This is a genomic window from Ciceribacter thiooxidans (assembly GCF_014126615.1).
Lineage (GTDB): Bacteria > Pseudomonadota > Alphaproteobacteria > Rhizobiales > Rhizobiaceae > Allorhizobium > Allorhizobium thiooxidans.
Genome location: NZ_CP059896.1, coordinates 464,581 through 482,930 on the forward strand (window position 1 = coordinate 464,581; position 18,350 = coordinate 482,930).

Sequence of the window (18,350 nt, forward strand, 5' to 3'; positions counted from 1 at the left end):
AGAGGCACGATGGAATACGGATTTACCACTGCCGCCTATGTGGTCGCGGCTGTTCTCTTCATCCTGTCGCTCGGCGGGCTTTCGGGCCAGGAGAGCGCCAAGCGCGCCGTCTGGTACGGCATCGTCGGCATGGGGCTCGCCGTCGCGGCGACGCTTTATGGACCCGGCAAGGGCAACTGGCTCCTGTCGGCCATCATGATCGGCGCCGGTGGCGCGATCGGTTGGGTGGTCGCCAAACGCGTCCAGATGACGGAAATGCCACAGCTCGTCGCGGCCATGCACTCGCTGGTCGGTCTCGCGGCGGTGTTCATTGGCTTCAACGCCCATATCGAACTCGGCCGCGTGCTCGCGATGGACGAGGCGAGCCGGGCATCGCTCGAAGGTTTTGCCGCGGTGCTCGCGCACAAGTCGGCGGTCGAGCAGGTCATCCTCAAGGTCGAGGTGTTCCTCGGCGTCTTCATCGGGGCGGTCACCTTCACCGGGTCCGTGGTCGCGTTCGGCAAGCTCGCCGGCCGCGTCGACGGCAAGGCGAAGAAGCTGCCTGGAGGCCATGTCCTGAACGCCGGTGCAGCGATCCTCTCGCTCGCCCTGCTGTTCATGTATGTCGGCGGCTCGGGCGTCTGGACGATCATCCTGATGACGTTGCTCGCCTTCTTCATCGGCTATCACCTGATCATGGGCATCGGCGGCGCCGACATGCCGGTGGTCGTGTCGATGCTGAACAGCTATTCGGGCTGGGCGGCTGCCGCGATCGGCTTCTCGCTCTCGAACGACCTGCTGATCGTCGTCGGCGCGCTCGTCGGTTCGTCGGGTGCGATCCTCTCCTACATTATGTGCAAGGCAATGAACCGCTCCTTCATCTCGGTCATCCTCGGGGCTTCGGTGGCACAGCCGGTCCGCAGATGGAAGTGACCGGGGAGCAGATCGCGATCGACGCTGAAGGGGTCGCAAACGCGCTCAACGACGCGGACTCGGTCATCATCGTGCCCGGCTACGGCATGGCGGTGGCGCAGGCGCAGCAGTCGGTCTCGGAACTCACCCGCAAGCTGCGCGCAGCCGGCAAGGAAGTGCGCTTCGCCATCCATCCGGTGGCGGGTCGCCTGCCGGGCCACATGAACGTGCTGCTCGCGGAAGCGAAGGTGCCTTACGACATCGTGCTCGAGATGGACGAGATCAACGAGGACTTCCCCAACACGGACGTCGCGATCGTCATCGGCTCGAACGACATCGTCAATCCGGCCGCACAGGAAGATCCGAACTCGCCGATCGCCGGCATGCCGGTGCTGGAAGTCTGGAAGGCGAAGCAGGTCTTCGTCTCGAAGCGCGGCCAGGGTACCGGCTATTCCGGCATCGAGAACCCGCTCTTCTATAAGGAGAACACGCGGATGTTCTACGGCGACGCCAAGAAGTCGCTCGACAGCCTATTGCCGATGATCCGCTGACCTTCGGCAGCGACGCAAAAAAGAACCGGAGCAGGGCGACCTGCTCCGGTTTTGCGTTTCAGGGATAAGCGACGGGTAGGCGCCGTCTTACATGATTGCGCCGATCTGCCAGGGCACGAACTCGTTGTCGCCGAGGCCGAGTTCTTCGGACTTGGTCTTCCGGCCGGACGCGGTCGCCAGCACGTGGTCGAGGATTTCGCGGCCCTTGGCCTCGAGGGAGACGCGCTCTGTAATGATGTCGCCGCAGTTGATGTCCATGTCGTCGCGCATCTCGTTGTAGAGACGACTGCTCGTCGAGAGCTTGATCGTCGGCGCCGGCTTCGAGCCGAAGGCGGAGCCGCGGCCGGTGGTGAAGCAGACGAGCTGGGCGCCGCCGGCAATCTGTCCGGTTGCCGAAACCGGGTCGTAGCCGGGCGTATCCATGAAGACGAAGCCGGGGCCGGTGATCTTCTCGCCGTAGAGAAGGACGTCCGTCATCGGCGTGCTGCCTGCCTTCGCGGCCGCGCCGAGCGATTTTTCGAGGATGGTCGTCAGGCCCCCGAGCTTGTTGCCCGGGCTCGGATTGTTGTCCATCGAGCCATCGTTGATCCGGCAGTAGTTCTCCCACCAGGTGATGCGCTCGATGAGCTTGTCGGCGACCTCCTTCGAGGCGGCGCGGCGCAGCAGGAGCTGTTCGGCTCCATAGATCTCCGGCGTTTCGGAAAGCACGACCGTGCCGCCGAGGCCGACCAGCAGGTCGCTCGCGACACCGAGCGCCGGATTGGCGGTGATGCCGGAGAAACCGTCGGAGCCGCCGCATTGCAGCGCGAGCTTCAGTTCCGAGGCCGGGATCGGCTCGCGTTTGGCTTCGTTGATGATCGGCAAGATCTCGTGGATGTGATCGACGATGCGGCGGACGGTCTGGGTCGTGCCGCCGGTTTCCTGGATCGTCAGCGAGAAGAAGCGGCTGTCGTCGTGATCGCCGTAGAGCGCGCGCATCCGGGCGATCTGCATCGTCTCGCAGCCGAGCCCGACGAAGACGGCGGCCGCGACGTTCGGGTGGGTCGCATAGCCCCAGAGCACGCGCTGGAGATTGTCGAAGCCCGGGCCGGTGACCGAGATCGCGCAGCCGGTGCCGTGGGCGAAGGCGGCGACGCCGTCGACGTTCGGATAGCGATCGAGGATGCCAGAGCGGTTCACCTCGTCGGCGGCCCGCCGGATCACGGTGGCGGAACAGTTCACCGTCGCGCAGATCGCGATGAAGTTGCGGGTGCCGGCCTGGCCGTTGGCACGCCGGTAGCCCATGAAGTGCGCAGGCTCGACGGCCGGGATCGCCGCTTTCGCCTTTTCGAGATCGGCACCGATGCGATAGTCGCGGTCGTGCTCGCCGAAGGCGCAGTTGTGGGTATGGACGTGCTCGCCGGCGGCGATCGGCTGGCTGGCGAAGCCGATGATCTGGCCGAACTTGTAGACATGCTGGCCTTCCGGGATGGCGACGCGCGCGATTTTGTGGCCGCGGGCGACCGGCGTTTTCAGCGGCTCGCCAAAGCCGAGCGGCCGGCTGCCGGCCGCCACCGGATCGGTGAGGATCGCGACGTTGTCGTCAGCGTGCAGGAGAAGGGTGCCGTGGGGTTCAGTCATAGGAAACACTTTCATGCTGGAGGGCTTTCACGATGCCCCGAAGTTCTGCAAGTCCGCGCATCCGGCCGATCAGGGGATAGCCGGGATGGGTGCCACGACCGACATCGTCCAGCAATTCGTGGCCGTGGTCGGGGCGGTAAGGGATGGAGACATCGGCACGTCCCTCGTGCCGCCGGCGCCGTTCCTCGGCAACCAGCGCGGCAATGAGCGCGACCATGTCGGTGTCGCCGCCGAGATGGGCGGCTTCCTGGAACGAGCCGTCCGTTTCCTTCGCGACGTTGCGCAGGTGTGCGAAATGAATGCGCGGCGCGAAACGGCGGGCGATGGCCGGCACATCGTTGGCCGGATTGGCGCCGAGCGAGCCCGAACAGAGAGTGAGCCCGTTCGAGGGGCTGTCCTGGCTGGCGAGAATCCATTCGATGTCGTCGCCGGTCGAGACGATGCGCGGCAGGCCGAGGATGTTGCGCGGCGGATCGTCCGGGTGAACGCAGAGGCGAATGCCGAATTCTTCCGCCGCGGGCACCACCTCGGCGAGGAAGCGGGCGTAGTTGGCCCTGAGTTCGTCGCGGCCGATCCCCTGATACTGCTTCAGCTTTTCCCTGAGGCCGGCGACGTCGTAACGGTCGAATGCGCCCGGCAGCCCGGCCATGATGGAGTTCAGGAGGTTCTGGCGCAGCCCCTCGCTCGAGGCCTCGTACCATTCCCTGGCGGCTTCGCGGACCTCCTCGCTGTAATCGGCTTCCGCGCCGTCCCTTTCGAGCATGAAGATCTCGAAGGCGGCCATATGCGGCTGCGAAAAGCGCAACGCCGTTCCGCCGCGTGGTGCCGGAGCGTCGAGCTGCGTGCGCGTCCAGTCGAGAAGCGGCATGAAGTTGTAGCAGACGGTCGAGATGCCGCAGGCGGCCAGGTTGCGCAGCGATTGCCGGTAGTTCGCGAAGAGCCGTTCGAGATCGCCTTCGCCGCGTTTGATGTCCTCGTGGACGGGCAGGCTCTCCACGACGTTCCAGTAGAGGCCGAGGTTGCGGTCCGCGCTGATCTCGTCCTGACGGTCGCGGATCATTTCTTCCGGCCAGACCTCGCCGTAGGGAACCTCGTAGAGGGCGGTGACGACGCCGGTCGCGCCCGTCTGGGCGATTTCCGGCAGCGTGATCGCGTCAAACGGTCCGTACCAGCGCCAGCTCTCGATCATGCACCGACCTCCTCCACCATGCGTGCGGCTCCCTTTTCAAGCAAACCGGCATATGCCTTGGCAAGCGTCGCGTGAAAATCCTCGTTTCCGGCAAGCGCCGGAGGGAAGATCTCTGTGGCCCCGAGGAGTGCCGCGACCTTGCCGTCGGCGCCGTTTGCGGCGTCGCTGAGGCTCTTCAGACGTGCAGCGAGCGGATCGCGCACGTCGATCTGGTTTCCCGTCTCGTCCTCGCCGCCGACATAGCGCATCCATGCGGCGACCGCGAGCGCCAGTCCGGCGAAAGGCCGTCCGGCCTTCAGGTTCTCGGCGACCGTCGAGAGAATGCGCTGCGGCAGCTTCTGCGAACCGTCCATGGCGATCTGCCAGGTCCGGTGGCGGATCGCCGGGTTCGAATAGCGCTCGAAGAGCGCATCGGTATAGGCGGAGAGGCTAACCCCTTCCGGTGCTTCGAGGCCGGGCACGATCTCCTCGCGCCAGAGCCGCTTGCAGAACCTTGCAAACGAGGGATCGGCGACCGTGTCGCTGATCGTCTCGTGTCCCGCGAGATAGCCGAGATAGGCGAGGGAGGAGTGGGTGCCGTTGAGACAGCGAAGCTTCATGTGTTCGAACGGCGTCACGTCGCTGACCAGCTGCACGCCGACCGCGCCGAGATCGGGGCGCGCGCCGTCGACGAAGTGGTCTTCGACCACCCATTGGCGAAAGGGCTCGTGCATGACCGGCGAAAGGTCGAGGACGCCGGTCATCGCCGCCAGCCGTTCGATATCTTCCGGTTTGGTCGCCGGCACGATCCGGTCGACCATCGTCGAGGGGAACGCGCCTTCCGTGGAAATCCAGTCGGCAAGCGCGGGATCGATGAGGCCTGCAAGCTCGATGACGACGCCTTTCACCACCTTGCCGTTTTCCGGAAGGTTGTCGCAGCAGAGCACGGTGAAGGGGCGCAGGCCGGCGTTTCGCCGGCGCTCCAGCGCCCGCACCAGATAACCGACCGCCGAAAGCGGCGCGTCCGGATGCGCAAGGTCGTGGACGATGTCGGGATGCTGGCGGTTGAGCCGGCCCGTCGAGGGTTCGTGACAATATCCCTTTTCGGTGACCGTCAGCGTGACGATCCGGATTGCCGGATCGCTCATCGCGGCGAGTACCGCCTGCGGATCGTCGCGGGCGACCAGCACGCGGTCGACGGCGGTGATGACGCGGGGCGTCTCGCCTTCGGGGCCGAGTTCGAGCGCGGTATAGACATAATCCTGCGGCGCCAGCAAGTCCCGCTGGTCGGGTCGCACCAGGCTGACGCCGATGATGCCCCAGTCGCCGCCGGACTTCTCCATGGCCTCGGAAACATAGACTGCACCATGGGCCCTGAAGAAGGCACCGAGGCCGAGATGGACGATACCGGGCCGCGGGCGCTTGCCGTCCGGCCGGTGGAGACGGGGAAGATCAGCGGGCAAGCCAGCCTCCGTCGACATTGAGGATTGCACCATGGATGTATTTTGCCGCCGGCGAGGCGAGGAAGACGGCCGCACCGCCGATGTCCTCCGGGTCGCCCCAGCGGCCGGCCGGAATGCGATCGAGGATCGCCTTGCTCCGGTCCGGATCGGCGCGCAGTGCCTCGGTGTTGTTGGTGGCGATGTAGCCGGGGGCAATCGCGTTGACGTTGATCCCCTTCGCTGCCCATTCGTTGGCGAGAAGCTTGGTGAGGCCTGCCACGCCGCTCTTCGACGCGGTGTAGGAAGCGACCCGGATGCCGCCCTGGAAGGAGAGCATCGAGGCGATGTTGATGATCCGCCCGGTGGCGCCACGGGCAAGGATCGAGCGCGCGAAGGCCTGGCTCAGGAAGAAGACGGCCTTCAGGTTCACGTCCATAACCTCGTCCCAGTCGGCTTCAGTGAAATCGACGGCGTCGGCGCGGCGGATGATGCCGGCATTGTTGACGAGAATGTCGACCGGGACCGCGAGCGTCTCGATGGCACTCGCTGCGGCGATCGGGTCGGAAAGGTCGATCGCGAGGCCCTCGGCCCTGCCGCCTGCGCTGGTGATGAGATCGACCGTCTCGGTGACGGCGGACCGGCCGGCACAGACGACATCGGCGCCGGCATCGGCGAGCGAGCGGGCGATGGCCTGACCGATGCCGGTATTGGCGCCGGTGACGAGCGCACGCTTTCCGGCAAGGGAAAATATAGCGCTCATCGCAGCGTCTCCATCGAGACCATTTCGACGTCCCTGTAGTCGACGTTGTCGCCGGCCATCGCCCAGATGAAGGTATAGGCGCCGGTGCCTGCGCCGCTGTGGATCGACCACGGCGGGGAAATCGCGCCTTCCTCGTTCTTCAGGACAAGATGGCGGGTTTCGTCAGGCTCGCCCATCATGTGGAAGACGCGCTGGTTCTCGGCGAGATCGAAATAGAGATAGGCCTCCATGCGGCGGTCGTGGACGTGCGCCGGCATGGTGTTCCAGATGGAGCCCTTCGCGAGCTTGGTCATGCCGACGACGAGCTGGCAGGAGGTCATCACGTCCGGATGGACGAACTGGTAGATGGTGCGCTCGTTGGAGGTCTCCTGGGCGCCGAGCGACATGTTCGCCGCCTCGTCGATGCGGATGAGGCGCGACGGATAGGTATGATGGGCGGGTGCCGAAAGGATGTAGAAGCGGCCGTCGCCAGCAAAGGTGACGGGCCCAGAGCCCATGCCGAGATAGAGCATGTCGCCCTTCGCCATCACATACTCGCCGTCGGCCAGCACCGTGCCTTCGCCGCCGATGTTGACGATCACCATTTCGCGGCGGTCGAGGATCGAGGCGGTGCCGCAGGGCTTCACCTCGTCGAGGACGAGGCTTCCGCCTTCCGGAACTGCGCCGCCGACGATCATGCGATCGTAATGGGTGTAGATGAGCCTGATTTCGCCCTGTCTGAAGATGTCACCGACATGGAAGTTCTTCCGAAGTGCCGCCGTGTCGAAGGCCTTGGCGGTTTGCGGATCGATGGCGTGGCGGATTTCAACGCTGAGCATGGCTCACTCCTTCTTCGTATCGGTCATAGAAAATCGTCGCGACGCGGTGTGAACGTGTCGATGAGGGTACCCGCTTCTAACGCCCTGCAGCCGTGGACCGCGTTCGAGGGGATGACGAAGCTGTCGCCCGGCCCGATCTCGAAGGTCTCTTCGCCGATCGTGAAGGTGAACCGGCCGGATTTCACATAGGTCGACTGGACATGCGGGTGGTGGTGCAGCGCGCCGACGCCTCCCTGCGGAAAGCGGAACTCCACCACCATCAGGTCCGGACTGTCGGCAAGAACGCGTCGGACGACGCCGTTGCCGGCGTCGACCTCTGGAAACACTCTTATGCGGTTTGAGGACATGGAAATCCTATCGGAAGACGGAGGGAAGCCACAACGACAGCGCTGGAATGTAGCTGACGAGCATCAGCGTTCCGAAGGCTGCACCGTAGAAGGGCCAGATCGTCTTCATCGCCTGCGATATCGGAATTCGGCCGACCGCACAGCCAACGAAGAGCACGGCGCCCACCGGCGGCGTGCAAAGTCCGATGCCGAGATTGAGGACCAGGATGACGCCGAAATGAACCGGATCGATGCCGAAGGCGGTGGCCACCGGCAGGAAGATCGGGGTCGTGATGACGATCAGCGGCGACATGTCCATGAAGGTGCCGAGGATCAGCAGCACGACGTTCAGCAACAGCAGGATCACGATCGGGTTGTCGGAAAAACCCTGCAGCAGCGCGACCATGGAAGCGGGAACCCGCAGGTATGCGAGGAGCCAGCCGAAGGATGCCGCACAGCCGATGACCATCAGCACCATGGCGGTGGTACGCACCGCGGCGAAGGTCGCTTCGAGGAAGTCGTTCCAGCTCAGCGTGCGATAGACGAGGAGCGTCACCAAGAGCGCGTAGACCACGGCGATGTTGGAGGATTCCGAGGCGGTGAAAATGCCGGAGCGGACACCACCGAAGATGATCGCCACGAGGATGAGGCCGGGCACCGCCGAGGCGAGCAGGCCGCCGAGGGCGCGAAAGCCGGGGAAGGGTTCGGTCGGATAGCCGCGGCGTCTGGCAACGAACCAGGCGGCGACCATCAGCGATACCGCGAGCAGCAGGCCGGGGATGATGCCGGCGGTGAAGAGGTCGGCGATCGAGATGCGTCCGCCGGCGGATATCGAATAGATGATCATGTTGTGCGACGGCGGGATCATCAGCGCGATGATCGAACCGACCACCGTTATGTTGACGGCGTAATCCACATCATAGCCGCGCTCTTTCATCTGCGGGACCATGAGGCCGCCGACAGCGGATGCATCCGCCGCAGCCGAGCCCGAGACACCGCCGAACATGACCGAGGCCAGCACGTTGACCTGTCCGAGACCGCCACGCAGGTGGCCCACGAGCCCGCCCGCCAGTGCGACGAGTCGGCGGGCGATATCCCCGCGCACCATCAGATCGCCGGCGTAGATGAAGAAGGGGATCGCCATGAGGGCGAAGACCGAGACGCCGGAATTGAGGCGCTGGAAGACGACCACCGGCGGCAGCCCGAGATAGAGCACGGTCGCAAAGCTCGAAATTCCGAGGCAGAACGCGACGGGCGTGCCGATCAGCAGGAGAAAGACGAAGGTGCCGAAAAGGACCCAGAGTTCCATGATTATTCCTCCAGCGGTGCGTCGCCGAAGCGCGCGGTCGGCAGTCCCGCGATCCGCCGCAGTACCCGTTCAGCCGAGAAAAGGACGATAAGGACGCCACCGCCGACGATCGGGATGAAGTCGAACGCTCCCGAAATCCCAAGGCTCGGCACCATGTTGCCGGCGGTTTTGTCGGCAAGCGAGGACCCGAACCAGATCATGCCACCGCCGAAGGCCGCGACCGCGAAGTCGGAAAGCGTGTGCAGCCAGTTCTTTGCGCGATCCGGCAGGACGTAGAGCAGGATGTCGAACGAGAGGTGATATCCCTCGCGGATGCCGACGGCGGCCCCGAGGAAGATGAACCAGCCCATGATCATGACGGAGGCCGGTTCGCTCCAGGTCAGGCTGTCGTTCAGAATATACCGCCAGAACACCTGTGCGGCGATGAAGATCGTCATCAGCACCAGACCGGTCCCGGCGACCCACAATGCGGCACGCGCGAGCAAGCCGGTAAATCGCGCCAGGCCTTTCATACTGTCTTGCACGCCATGCCTCCACGGTAAGCGCCAGGATGGCCGGCGGACACTCCGCCGGCCATCCTGTCTGTTTTCGTCATTCCGTCGCCTGGATCCGGGCGACCATGTCCTTCAGCTTTGCGGAGGTGACATGCTTCTCGTAGACCGGCTTCATCGCGTCGATGAAGGGCTTCTTGTCGATGTCGTTGACGATCTGGACGCCGGCGGCGCGGATCTTCTCCTCGGACTTCTTCTCCTGGGCGGCCCAGAGTTCGCGCATGTGCGGAACGGAATCCTTGGCGGCTTGGCGAACGATCGCCTGGTCCTCCGGAGAGAGCTTGTCCCAGGTCTTCTTCGACATGACGAGGACTTCCGGAACGATCAGGTGTTCGTCGAGCGTGTAGTACTTGGCAACCTCGAAATGACCGGAGCTATCGTAGGACGGCCAGTTGTTCTCCGCGCCGTCGATGACGCCGGTCTGGATTGCCGAGTAGACCTCGCCATAGGGCATCGGCGTCGCGTTGGCGCCGAGAGCGCCGACCATGTCGACGAACATGTCGGACTGCATCACGCGGAACTTCATCCCCTTCAGGTCATCGACAGACTTGATCGGCTTTTCGGAGTTGTAGAAGCTGCGCGAGCCGCCATCGTAGAAGGCGAGGCCGATCAGGTCGTGTGCTTCGAAGGCCGCAAGAATTTCATCGCCGATCGGGCCGTCCATCACCTTGTGCATGTGGTCGACCGAACGGAAGATGTAAGGCAGCGAGACGACCTGCGTCTCCTCGATGATGTTGTTGAACGGCCCGAGCGAGACGCGGTTAAGGTCGATGACGCCGAACTGGGTCTGCTCGATCGTGTCCTTCTCTTCGCCGAGCTGGGCGGAGTGGAACACTTCGATGCCGATGCGACCGTTGGTGCGCTCCTCGAGCAGCTTGCCCATGTACTTGACGGCTTCGACCGTCGGGTAGCCGTCCGGATGCGTGTCGGAAGACCGCAGCACAAGGTCGGCCGCCTGGGCCGATACGGCCGAGGCGACGATCGCGGCGGACGCCAGGACGGCGAGGCCGAATTTCCTCAGGATGCTCATTTCTCTTCTCCTCCTCTTGTTGCAGCTGTCCTCACAGCCGGTAAGCAGTTTTCGCAAGCTTGTAGGCGAGGTCGTGGGCGACCTCGAACGCCTCGTCCTCGTCGAGGCGACCGGTCGCGACAAGCGTTGCCAGATAGGCGCAGTCGACCCTGCGGGCCACGTCGTGGCGGGCGGGGATCGAACAGAATGCGCGGGTATCGTCGTTGAACCCGACGGTGTTGTAGAAGCCCGCGGTTTCGGTCGTCAGTTCGCGAAAGCGGCGCATGCCCTCGGCGCTGTCGAAGAACCACCAGGCGGGTCCGAGCTTCAGCGCCGGATAGGCGCCGGCGAGCGGCGCCAGTTCGCGAGAATAGCTCGTCTCGTCGAGCGTGAACAGGATGACGGTGAGCTCCGGACGCATGCCGACGGCGTCGAGCAGCGGCTTCAGGGCGCGGACGTAGTCGGTGCGCGTCGGAATGTCGAAGCCCTTGTCGCGGCCGTGCATCGCCATGACGCCGGCCGAATGGTTGCGCCACGAACCCGGATGGATCTGCAAGACGAGGCCGTCGTCGAGGCTCATGCGCGCCATTTCGGTCAGCATGTGGCCGCGGAAGGCATCGGCTTCCTCTGGCGTGCAGCGGCCGGCGAGCGCCTTTTCGAAAAGGGTCGCGGCCTCTGCCTGCGGCAGATCCTCGGTGCGGGCGGTCGGATGGCCATGGTCGGAACTCGTCGCGCCATAGGACTTGAAGAAGGCGCGGCGGATGCGATGCGCCTCGAGATAGCTTTCCCAGGTGGTGGCATCGGTCCCGGCGAGTTCGCCGAAGCGTTCGATATTGCTACGAAAGCCTTCGAACTCGGGGTCGACGACAGGGTCGGGCCGGTAGGCGGTGACGACGCGGCCGGTCCAGCCGGACCGGCGGATCATCTCATGCCATTTCAGCTCGTCGAGCGGGCTCTCGGTCGTCGCGATGACTTCGATACCGAAGCGCTCGAACAGGGCCCGTGGACGGAATTCCGGACGGGCGAGGCAGTCCTTGATGTGGTCGTAGAACTCGTCGGCTGTTTCCGTCGAGAAGCGCTTGGTGAGCCCGAAGACGTCGGCGAAGGACTGCTCCACCCACAGGCGGCTCGGGGTTCCGCGGAAGAGGTGGAAGTTCTCGGCGAAGAGCCGCCAGATCTTCCGCCCGTCGGTTTCCGTCGGGCCGCCGTCGACACGCGGCACGCCGAGTGCAGTGAGCGGGATGCCCTGCGAGCAGAGCATGCGAAAGACGTAATGGTCGGGAACGACGAAGAGCTGGGCGGGATCCGTGAAGGCCGCATCTTCCGCGTACCAGCGCGGATCGGTGTGGCCGTGCGGGCTGACGATCGGCAAGGTCCGAACGGTCTCGTATAGGCTACGCGCCATGCCGCGCGCCGTCGATTCGATCGGTAAAAGCCTGTCCTCCTGCAGCAAATCCGTGGCCTCCTCGCCGCTCGCTTACTAAGGTCCGGAAACGCGATTTGCATTTCCGGAGCAAACTAATATGTTAGTATGCAATATGAGTCAACGGAGGCTTCATGGCTGATCAGCTTCAGCTTCGCGCGGTGGACAGCGTGCGTGTGCCGTCGGTTACGGAACTGGTTTTCGAGCAGCTCTACCATCAGGTAGTCGAGCTCGACCTGCCGCCGGGCACCAAGCTGTCGGAAGTGGAGGTCGCGAAGCAAATGGGTGTCTCGCGACAACCTGTTCGCGATGCTTTCTACCGGTTATCGCAGCTCGGTTTCCTGCTCATCCGTCCGCAGCGGGCGACAGTCGTCAGCCACATCTCCGAAAAGGGCGTGCTACAGGCGCGTTTCATCCGCACGGCGCTCGAGATGGAAACGGCCCGGGCCGCTGCTGCGGTGCTCTCCGACCAGCAGATGGACGAGCTGGAAGAGTTGATCGCAAGACAGCGCAAAGCAATGGAGACGGATGACAAGGTTCTGTTTCATGCGCTCGATGATGACTTTCACAAGCGAATCTGCGACATGTCCGGTCATGACTTTGCCTGGGCGCTGATCCGCGACAGCAAGGCGCATATGGATCGGGTCCGGTATCTTAGCCTTTCCTTCGGAGCACAGAGTGCGTTTGCGGATCACATCGAGATCCTGAAGGCGCTGAGGGCTCATGACGGGGATGCGGCTGCGGCCCGCATGCGCGTCCATCTTTCGCGGATCAAGGGAATCATAGGTCGCATCCGGGAAAGCCACGGGCAGTATTTCGCGGCGGACGAGAAATGAACGAAAGACATCACCGGGTTCTTGCGATCGGCGAATGCATGGTCGAAATGGCGCCTCGCGCCGACGGAGCGTATACGCGCAATTTCGCGGGTGACACCTTCAACACGGCCTGGTATCTGCGCCGCCTGCTGCCGGAGGCCTGGTCGGTCGATTACTGCTCGGCCGTCGGCGAAGACCGGATTTCCGATCATATGCTCGGCTTCATGCAGAAGGCAGGCGTCGGCACCGACAGCGTCCGGCGCATTTCCGGCCGCACCGTCGGCCTCTACATGATCGAGCTCGACAACGGCGAACGCAGCTTCTCCTACTGGCGGGGCCAGTCGGCCGCAAAGCTGCTGGCGCGTGATCGTGACGTGCTTTCCGCCGCGCTCGAACGAACGGACGTGGCGCTCTTCTCCGGAATCACGCTCGCGATCCTCTCGGAGGAGGACCGCCGCAACCTTCTCGAGGCTCTTGCCGAGGCGCGTCGGCGGGGAACGCGCGTCGCCTTCGATCCGAACATGCGGCTGAGGCTCTGGCCAAATGTCGCGGTGATGTGTGCCGCAGTTGCGGAGGCCGCCGAGGTCGCGGATATCGTGCTGCCCTCTTTTGACGAGGATGGGCAGTATTACGGCGAGACCTCGCCACTCGAAACGATTGCCCGCTATCGGAATGCCGGAGCCTCGACGATCGTGGTGAAGAACGGCGTTGGCCGGATCCATGCGGAGGGGCGCGAGGAGGGTGTCGTCACCTTCGATCCGCAGCCGGTTGCCCAGGTCGTCGACACCACCGCCGCCGGCGACAGTTTCAATGCCGGCTTCCTTTCGGTGCGGCTTTCGGGGGCATCAATGGGGGATGCGATCGGCCGCGGTGCGCAGGTCGCCGCGCAGGTGATCGGCAAGCGCGGGGCACTCGTCGGCATCGACGTGTGAAGCCTGGAAGACAATAGGCGAGCGGGAAACCCGCTCGCCTCGCGTCATCTGCTCAATCGGCTCTGAACGTCTGTTTTTGTGTACCGAGGTTTTGGATACCGAGTTCGACGGTGTCTCCATCCCTGAGGTAGCGTGGCGGCTTCATGCCCATGCCGACGCCGGGGGGCGTGCCGGTGGAGATGACGTCGCCTGGATGGAGGCTCATGAACTGGCTCAAGTAGGAGACGAGGAAGGCGACGCCGTAGACCATGGTCTTCGAGGAACCGTCCTGCATGGTCTCGCCGTTGACCTTCAGCCACATCGGGAGGTTCTGTGGGTCGGCGACCTCGTCCTTCGTGACGAGCCAGGGGCCGATCGGGCCGAAGGTGTCGCAGGACTTGCCCTTGGTCCACTGGCCGGCGCGCTCGGTCTGGAAGCCGCGCTCGGAAACGTCGTGGGAGACGCAGTAGCCGGCGACATAGTCGAGGGCCTCGGCCTCGGAGACATATTTCGCGGTCTTGCCGATGACGACGCCGAGCTCGACCTCCCAGTCGGTCTTTTCCGAGCCGCGGGGGATGCGCACCTCGTCGTCGGGACCGCAGATGGCCGAGGTCGCCTTCATGAAGATCACCGGCTCGGGCGGGACGGTGGCACCGGTCTCGGCGGCATGGTCGGAATAGTTGAGCCCGATGCAGATGAACTTGCCGGTGCCGGCAACGCAGGGACCGATGCGGTCCACGGAAAGCTCCGGCAGCGAGGCCGGGTCGAGTGCCGCGATCTTGGCGAGGCCTTCGGGGAGATGGCAGTGCCGCCGATGTCGGCGACATGGGCGGAGAGATCGCGGACCTTGCCGTCCTTGTCGAGGAGGGCCGGCTTTTCCCGGCCGGGCGGGCCGACGCGCATCAGTTTCATGGGAGTGTTCCTTTCGAGAGGGGGTTAGATCGTCCAGCCGCCATCGATGGCGTAGGCCTGGCCGGATGTATAGGTGGCGGTTGCGAGATAGACGGCGAGGCCGGCGATTTCTTCCGGGGTTCCGAGCCGTCCCATCGGCTGGCGGGCGATGAAGGCGGCGCGCGCCGTCTCGTAGTCGCCCTGCGCCTTCATGCGCTCCTGCAGTGAAGGGCTTTCGACCGTGCCGGGGCAGATGGCGTTACAGCGGATGCCCTGCGCGACGAAGTCGGCGGCGACCGACTTGGTCAGCCCGATGACGGCGGCCTTGGTGACGGTGTAGGCGCAGCGGTTGGGCACGCCCTTCACGCTAGAGGCGACGGAGGCCATGTTGATGATCGAACCGTCCCCCTTCGCGATCATGCCCGGCAGCACGGCGCGGATGGTGCGGATCATGGCACGGACGTTGAGATCGAAGGCGAAGTCGAGGTCCTTGTCGGCCATGTCGAGGACGGTACCGGAATGGACGAAGCCGGCGCAGTTGAAGAGGACGTCGAAGGGGCCGGTCTCCGCGATCACGGAGGCGACGGCCTCGTCCTTCAGGACGTCGAGCAGGCGGGTCTCGAGGGCCAGCCCTTCGGCCTTCGCCTCTGCGGCGAGGCTCTCGAGCGCATCCTCGTTGATGTCCGTCGCGACCACGCTTGCACCCGCCCGCGCAAAGGCCAGCGCACTCGCACGGCCAATCCCCTGGCCCGATGCCGTCACAAGTGCGCGTTTGCCGTCGAGAAGCGTCATCTCGGGATCCCCATGATTGGTGTCGAATTGTCAGACCACCTGACGCATCGTCCGTCAAGACCGGAGGAGGTGGACCCGGTACGCTTCGTAGGGCTCGCCGATCTTCGCGGGAGACGCCCGTGCCGCAAAGTTCAAGGCCGAATGATGCGGTGAAGAACCCATCTGTTCTGATAGTGATTTTGGGGCTTGAACCGTCGCCGGATTTGGTCCTACGATCCGAACCACCGCGTCGGAGCGTTTTGCTGCGCTCCGGCGACAGGCGGTCGCCCGTCCACGCGGCCGCCATGCCATCACTTTGCTTTCCAATGGGAATTTTGCTTCATGGAACTGGTGTTCGACGGTCACAACGATGTCCTCTTGAGACTCTGGAGGGCTAAGGCGGCCGGAACGGACCCGATTGCGGAATTCGTCGACGGGACCAGCCACGGGCATATTGACGGGCCGCGCGCGAAAGTCGGCGGCCTCGCTGGCGGGCTCTGCGCGATCTTCATTCCCAACACCTCCGACTTCGCCCTGAAAGCCCCGGACGCCAGCGGCCGCTATGCGACGCCGCTCGCGGAACCGCTGGAGCGGGCCTCGTCGCTCGACGTGGCGCTCGCCATGGCCTCGGTCGCCGTCAATCTCGACCGTGCCGGAGCATGGCGGCTGTGTCGCTCGACGGACGAGATCCGCGCCGCGCTCGACGCCGGCGTCTTCGCTGCCGTCATGCACATGGAAGGGTGCGAGGCGATCGGCGAGGATCTCGCCGCCCTAGACGTCTTCTACGCCGCGGGGCTGCGTTCACTCGGCCCCGTCTGGAGCCGCAACAATATTTTCGGCCACGGGGTGCCCTTCGCCTATCCGATGACGCCGGATACCGGTCCGGGGCTTACCGACGCCGGCTTCGAGCTCGTGCGCACCTGCAACCGCCTCGGCATCCTGATCGATCTTGCCCACATCACCGAGCAGGGTTTCTGGGATGTGGCGAAGACGACCGACCAGCCGCTCGTCGCCAGCCACTCCAACGCGCACGCATTGACGCCCGTCGCGCGCAACCTCACCGACCGGCAGTTGGACGCGATCAAGGAGAGCCGTGGCCTTGTTGGGCTGAACTATGCCGTCACCATGCTGCGGGCCGACGGGCGCGACGACGCCGAGACGCCGCTCTCCGACATGGTGCGGCACGTAGACTATCTCGTCGAGCGAACGGGTATCGACTGCGTCGCGCTCGGATCGGATTACGATGGTGCGACAATTCCGGCCGAGATCGGGGACGCGAGCGGGACCCAGAAACTCGTTGCGGCCCTCAGGGGCGCCGGTTACGGTGACGAGGAATTGTCCAAGATATGCCGGGAGAACTGGTTGAGAGTATTGGCTTCCGCCTGGCGCGAATAGGCGGGAAGCTAGGGTAGGTAAGCACAGAAAACAGGGGAACAGACATGTCCGGAATGCTGAACAAGCGCATGCGTGTAATGACGACCACTGCCGCTCTAGCCCTGCTCCTGGCCGGTGCGCCGCAGGCTTTTGCCGCGACGCCGGCGGATACGCTGGTCGAGGGTTGGGCCATCGACGACATCATCACGCTCGATCCGGGCGAGGCCTTCGAGATTTCGACCGCGGAAGTTACAGCCAACACCTACAGCAAGCTGGTCAATCTCGACCTCAACGACACCTCCAAGGTCGTCGGCGAACTGGCCGACAGCTGGACGATCTCCGATGACGGCCTTACCTATACCTTCAAGCTGAAGCCGGGAATGAAATTCGCGTCCGGCAACCCGGTCACCGCGGACGATGTCGCCTTTTCCTTCGAGCGTGCCGTCAAGCTCGACAAGTCGCCGGCCTTCCTGCTGACCCAGTTCGGGCTCACCGGTGACAACGTCACCGAAAAGGCGAAGGCCGCCGACGAAACCACCTTCGTGCTGACCGTCGACAAGGCCTATGCGCCGAGCTTCGTCCTCAACGTGCTGACCTCCACCGTCGCTTCCGTCGTCGACAAGAAGGTGGTCATGGAACACGCCAAGGCGATGACGCCGACGGACGAATACAAGTACGACACCGATTTCGGCAACGAGTTCCTGAAGACCGGCTATGCCGGCTCCGGGCCGTTCAAGGTGCGCGAATGGCGTGCCAACGAAGTCGTCGTTATGGAGCGCAACGACAATTATTTCGGCGAGAAGCCGCCGCTTGCCCGCGTCATCTATCGCCACATGAAGGAAAGCGCCGGCCAGCGTCTGGCACTTGAAAACGGTGACATCGATATCGCGCGAAACCTCGAGCCGGGCGACTTCGAGGCGGTGTCGAAGAAGGAAGGCATTGCCACCACGTCCGCGCCGAAGGGCACGCTCTATTACTTCAGCCTCAACCAGAAGAACGAAACGCTGGCAAAGCCCGAAGTTATCGAGGCCTTCAAGTACCTCGTCGACTACGATGCCATCGGCGAAACCTTCATCAAGGGGATCGGCCAGATCCACCAGACCTTCCTGCCGGCGGGCCAGCTCGGCGCGCTGGACGACAAGCCGTACACGCTCGACGTCGCCAAGGCCAAGGAACTGCTCGCCAAAGCCGGAGTTCCGGATGGCTTCACCGTCACCATGGACGTGCGCAACACGCAGCCGGTGACCGGGATTGCCGAAAACGTCCAGCAGACGCTAGCGCAGGCGGGCATCAAGCTCGAGATCATTCCGGGCGACGGCAAGCAGACGCTGACCAAGTATCGCGCCCGCCAGCACGACATCTATATCGGCCAGTGGGGCTCCGACTACTTCGACCCGAATTCGAACGCCGAGACCTTTACTTACAACCCGGACAATTCCGACGAAGGCAAGAACAAGACGCTGGCATGGCGTAATGCCTGGGATCCGAAGGATCTCTCGGAAAAGACCCAGGCCGCGCTGCTGGAGAAGGATTCCGCCAAGCGCGCTGCCGTCTATGAAGAGTTGCAGAAGGAAGTTCTCGCCCGCGGTCCCTTCGTGATGCTCTTCCAGCAGATCGAGGTCGCCGGCTATTCCGACAAGCTGAAGGGCTTCAAGCTCGGCCCGAGCTTCGACACCAACTTCGTCTACAAGATCTCCAAGGAATAAACGGCCTTGGCCGC

15 protein-coding genes and 2 pseudogenes are annotated in these 18,350 nt (G+C 64.0%); 5 read left to right on the forward strand and 12 right to left on the reverse strand.

Annotated elements, in window-relative coordinates; genetic code table 11:
* Positions 1 to 9: 9 nt before the first annotated feature.
* Positions 10 to 1,442: pseudogene (locus H4I97_RS02120) on the forward strand (NAD(P)(+) transhydrogenase (Re/Si-specific) subunit beta).
* A gap of 87 nt (positions 1,443 to 1,529) precedes the next feature.
* On the opposite strand, the gene H4I97_RS02125 reads toward H4I97_RS02120, so the two are convergent.
* The 10 genes from H4I97_RS02125 to uxaC form a co-directional block, all read right to left on the reverse strand.
* Positions 1,530 to 3,062, reverse strand: a complete 1,533-nt coding sequence (locus tag H4I97_RS02125) for a UxaA family hydrolase (protein WP_182306311.1) — start codon at positions 3,060 to 3,062, stop codon at positions 1,530 to 1,532.
* Complete coding sequence (uxuA, locus tag H4I97_RS02130; protein WP_182306312.1) at positions 3,055 to 4,251, reverse strand: mannonate dehydratase; 1,197 nt, start codon at positions 4,249 to 4,251, stop codon at positions 3,055 to 3,057. Before uxuA ends, H4I97_RS02125 begins: the two co-directional genes overlap by 8 nt.
* Positions 4,248 to 5,711 (reverse strand): mannitol dehydrogenase family protein, encoded by a 1,464-nt coding sequence (locus H4I97_RS02135; RefSeq protein ID WP_182306313.1) that lies wholly within the window; start codon positions 5,709 to 5,711, stop codon positions 4,248 to 4,250. The genes uxuA and H4I97_RS02135 overlap by 4 nt, the downstream gene beginning before the upstream one ends.
* Complete coding sequence (kduD, locus tag H4I97_RS02140) at positions 5,683 to 6,432, reverse strand: 2-dehydro-3-deoxy-D-gluconate 5-dehydrogenase KduD (RefSeq protein WP_182306314.1); 750 nt, start codon at positions 6,430 to 6,432, stop codon at positions 5,683 to 5,685. Before kduD ends, H4I97_RS02135 begins: the two co-directional genes overlap by 29 nt.
* Positions 6,429 to 7,250, reverse strand: coding sequence for a 5-dehydro-4-deoxy-D-glucuronate isomerase (kduI, locus tag H4I97_RS02145; RefSeq protein WP_182306315.1), 822 nt, complete (start codon positions 7,248 to 7,250; stop codon positions 6,429 to 6,431). Before kduI ends, kduD begins: the two co-directional genes overlap by 4 nt.
* Positions 7,251 to 7,273: 23 nt before the next feature.
* Positions 7,274 to 7,597 carry a cupin domain-containing protein gene (locus tag H4I97_RS02150; RefSeq protein ID WP_182306316.1) on the reverse strand — a complete coding sequence of 108 codons (324 nt, stop codon included), beginning with the start codon at positions 7,595 to 7,597 and terminating at the stop codon, positions 7,274 to 7,276.
* A gap of 7 nt (positions 7,598 to 7,604) precedes the next feature.
* A complete protein-coding gene (locus tag H4I97_RS02155; RefSeq protein ID WP_182306317.1) occupies positions 7,605 to 8,885 on the reverse strand; it encodes a TRAP transporter large permease in 1,281 nt (426 codons plus the stop codon).
* A gap of 2 nt (positions 8,886 to 8,887) precedes the next feature.
* Positions 8,888 to 9,409, reverse strand: coding sequence for a TRAP transporter small permease (locus H4I97_RS02160; RefSeq protein WP_244658696.1), 522 nt, complete (start codon positions 9,407 to 9,409; stop codon positions 8,888 to 8,890).
* Positions 9,410 to 9,476: 67 nt separating this feature from the next.
* Positions 9,477 to 10,466, reverse strand: coding sequence for a TRAP transporter substrate-binding protein (locus H4I97_RS02165; protein WP_182306318.1), 990 nt, complete (start codon positions 10,464 to 10,466; stop codon positions 9,477 to 9,479).
* A gap of 31 nt (positions 10,467 to 10,497) precedes the next feature.
* Positions 10,498 to 11,850 (reverse strand): glucuronate isomerase, encoded by a 1,353-nt coding sequence (gene uxaC, locus H4I97_RS02170; protein ID WP_244658697.1) that lies wholly within the window; start codon positions 11,848 to 11,850, stop codon positions 10,498 to 10,500.
* 152 nt (positions 11,851 to 12,002) lie between these two features.
* On the opposite strand from uxaC, the gene H4I97_RS02175 reads away from it, so the two are divergent.
* Positions 12,003 to 12,704, forward strand: coding sequence for a GntR family transcriptional regulator (locus H4I97_RS02175; RefSeq protein ID WP_182306320.1), 702 nt, complete (start codon positions 12,003 to 12,005; stop codon positions 12,702 to 12,704).
* Complete coding sequence (locus H4I97_RS02180; protein ID WP_182306321.1) at positions 12,701 to 13,615, forward strand: sugar kinase; 915 nt, start codon at positions 12,701 to 12,703, stop codon at positions 13,613 to 13,615. The genes H4I97_RS02175 and H4I97_RS02180 overlap by 4 nt, the downstream gene beginning before the upstream one ends.
* Before the next feature lie 52 nt (positions 13,616 to 13,667).
* Here the strand turns inward: H4I97_RS02180 and H4I97_RS02185 are convergent.
* Positions 13,668 to 14,506 (reverse strand): annotated as a pseudogene (locus tag H4I97_RS02185) (fumarylacetoacetate hydrolase family protein).
* Between the two features lie 24 nt (positions 14,507 to 14,530).
* Positions 14,531 to 15,277 (reverse strand): SDR family oxidoreductase, encoded by a 747-nt coding sequence (locus H4I97_RS02190; RefSeq protein ID WP_182306322.1) that lies wholly within the window; start codon positions 15,275 to 15,277, stop codon positions 14,531 to 14,533.
* 321 nt (positions 15,278 to 15,598) lie between these two features.
* On the opposite strand from H4I97_RS02190, the gene H4I97_RS02195 reads away from it, so the two are divergent.
* Both H4I97_RS02195 and H4I97_RS02200 read left to right on the forward strand, forming a co-directional pair.
* Positions 15,599 to 16,651 carry a dipeptidase gene (locus H4I97_RS02195; RefSeq protein WP_182306323.1) on the forward strand — a complete coding sequence of 351 codons (1,053 nt, stop codon included), beginning with the start codon at positions 15,599 to 15,601 and terminating at the stop codon, positions 16,649 to 16,651.
* 44 nt (positions 16,652 to 16,695) lie between these two features.
* Positions 16,696 to 18,336: an ABC transporter substrate-binding protein gene (locus H4I97_RS02200; RefSeq protein WP_182306324.1), complete on the forward strand. Its 1,641-nt coding sequence runs from the start codon at positions 16,696 to 16,698 to the stop codon at positions 18,334 to 18,336.
* The last annotated feature ends 14 nt before the right edge of the window (positions 18,337 to 18,350 follow it).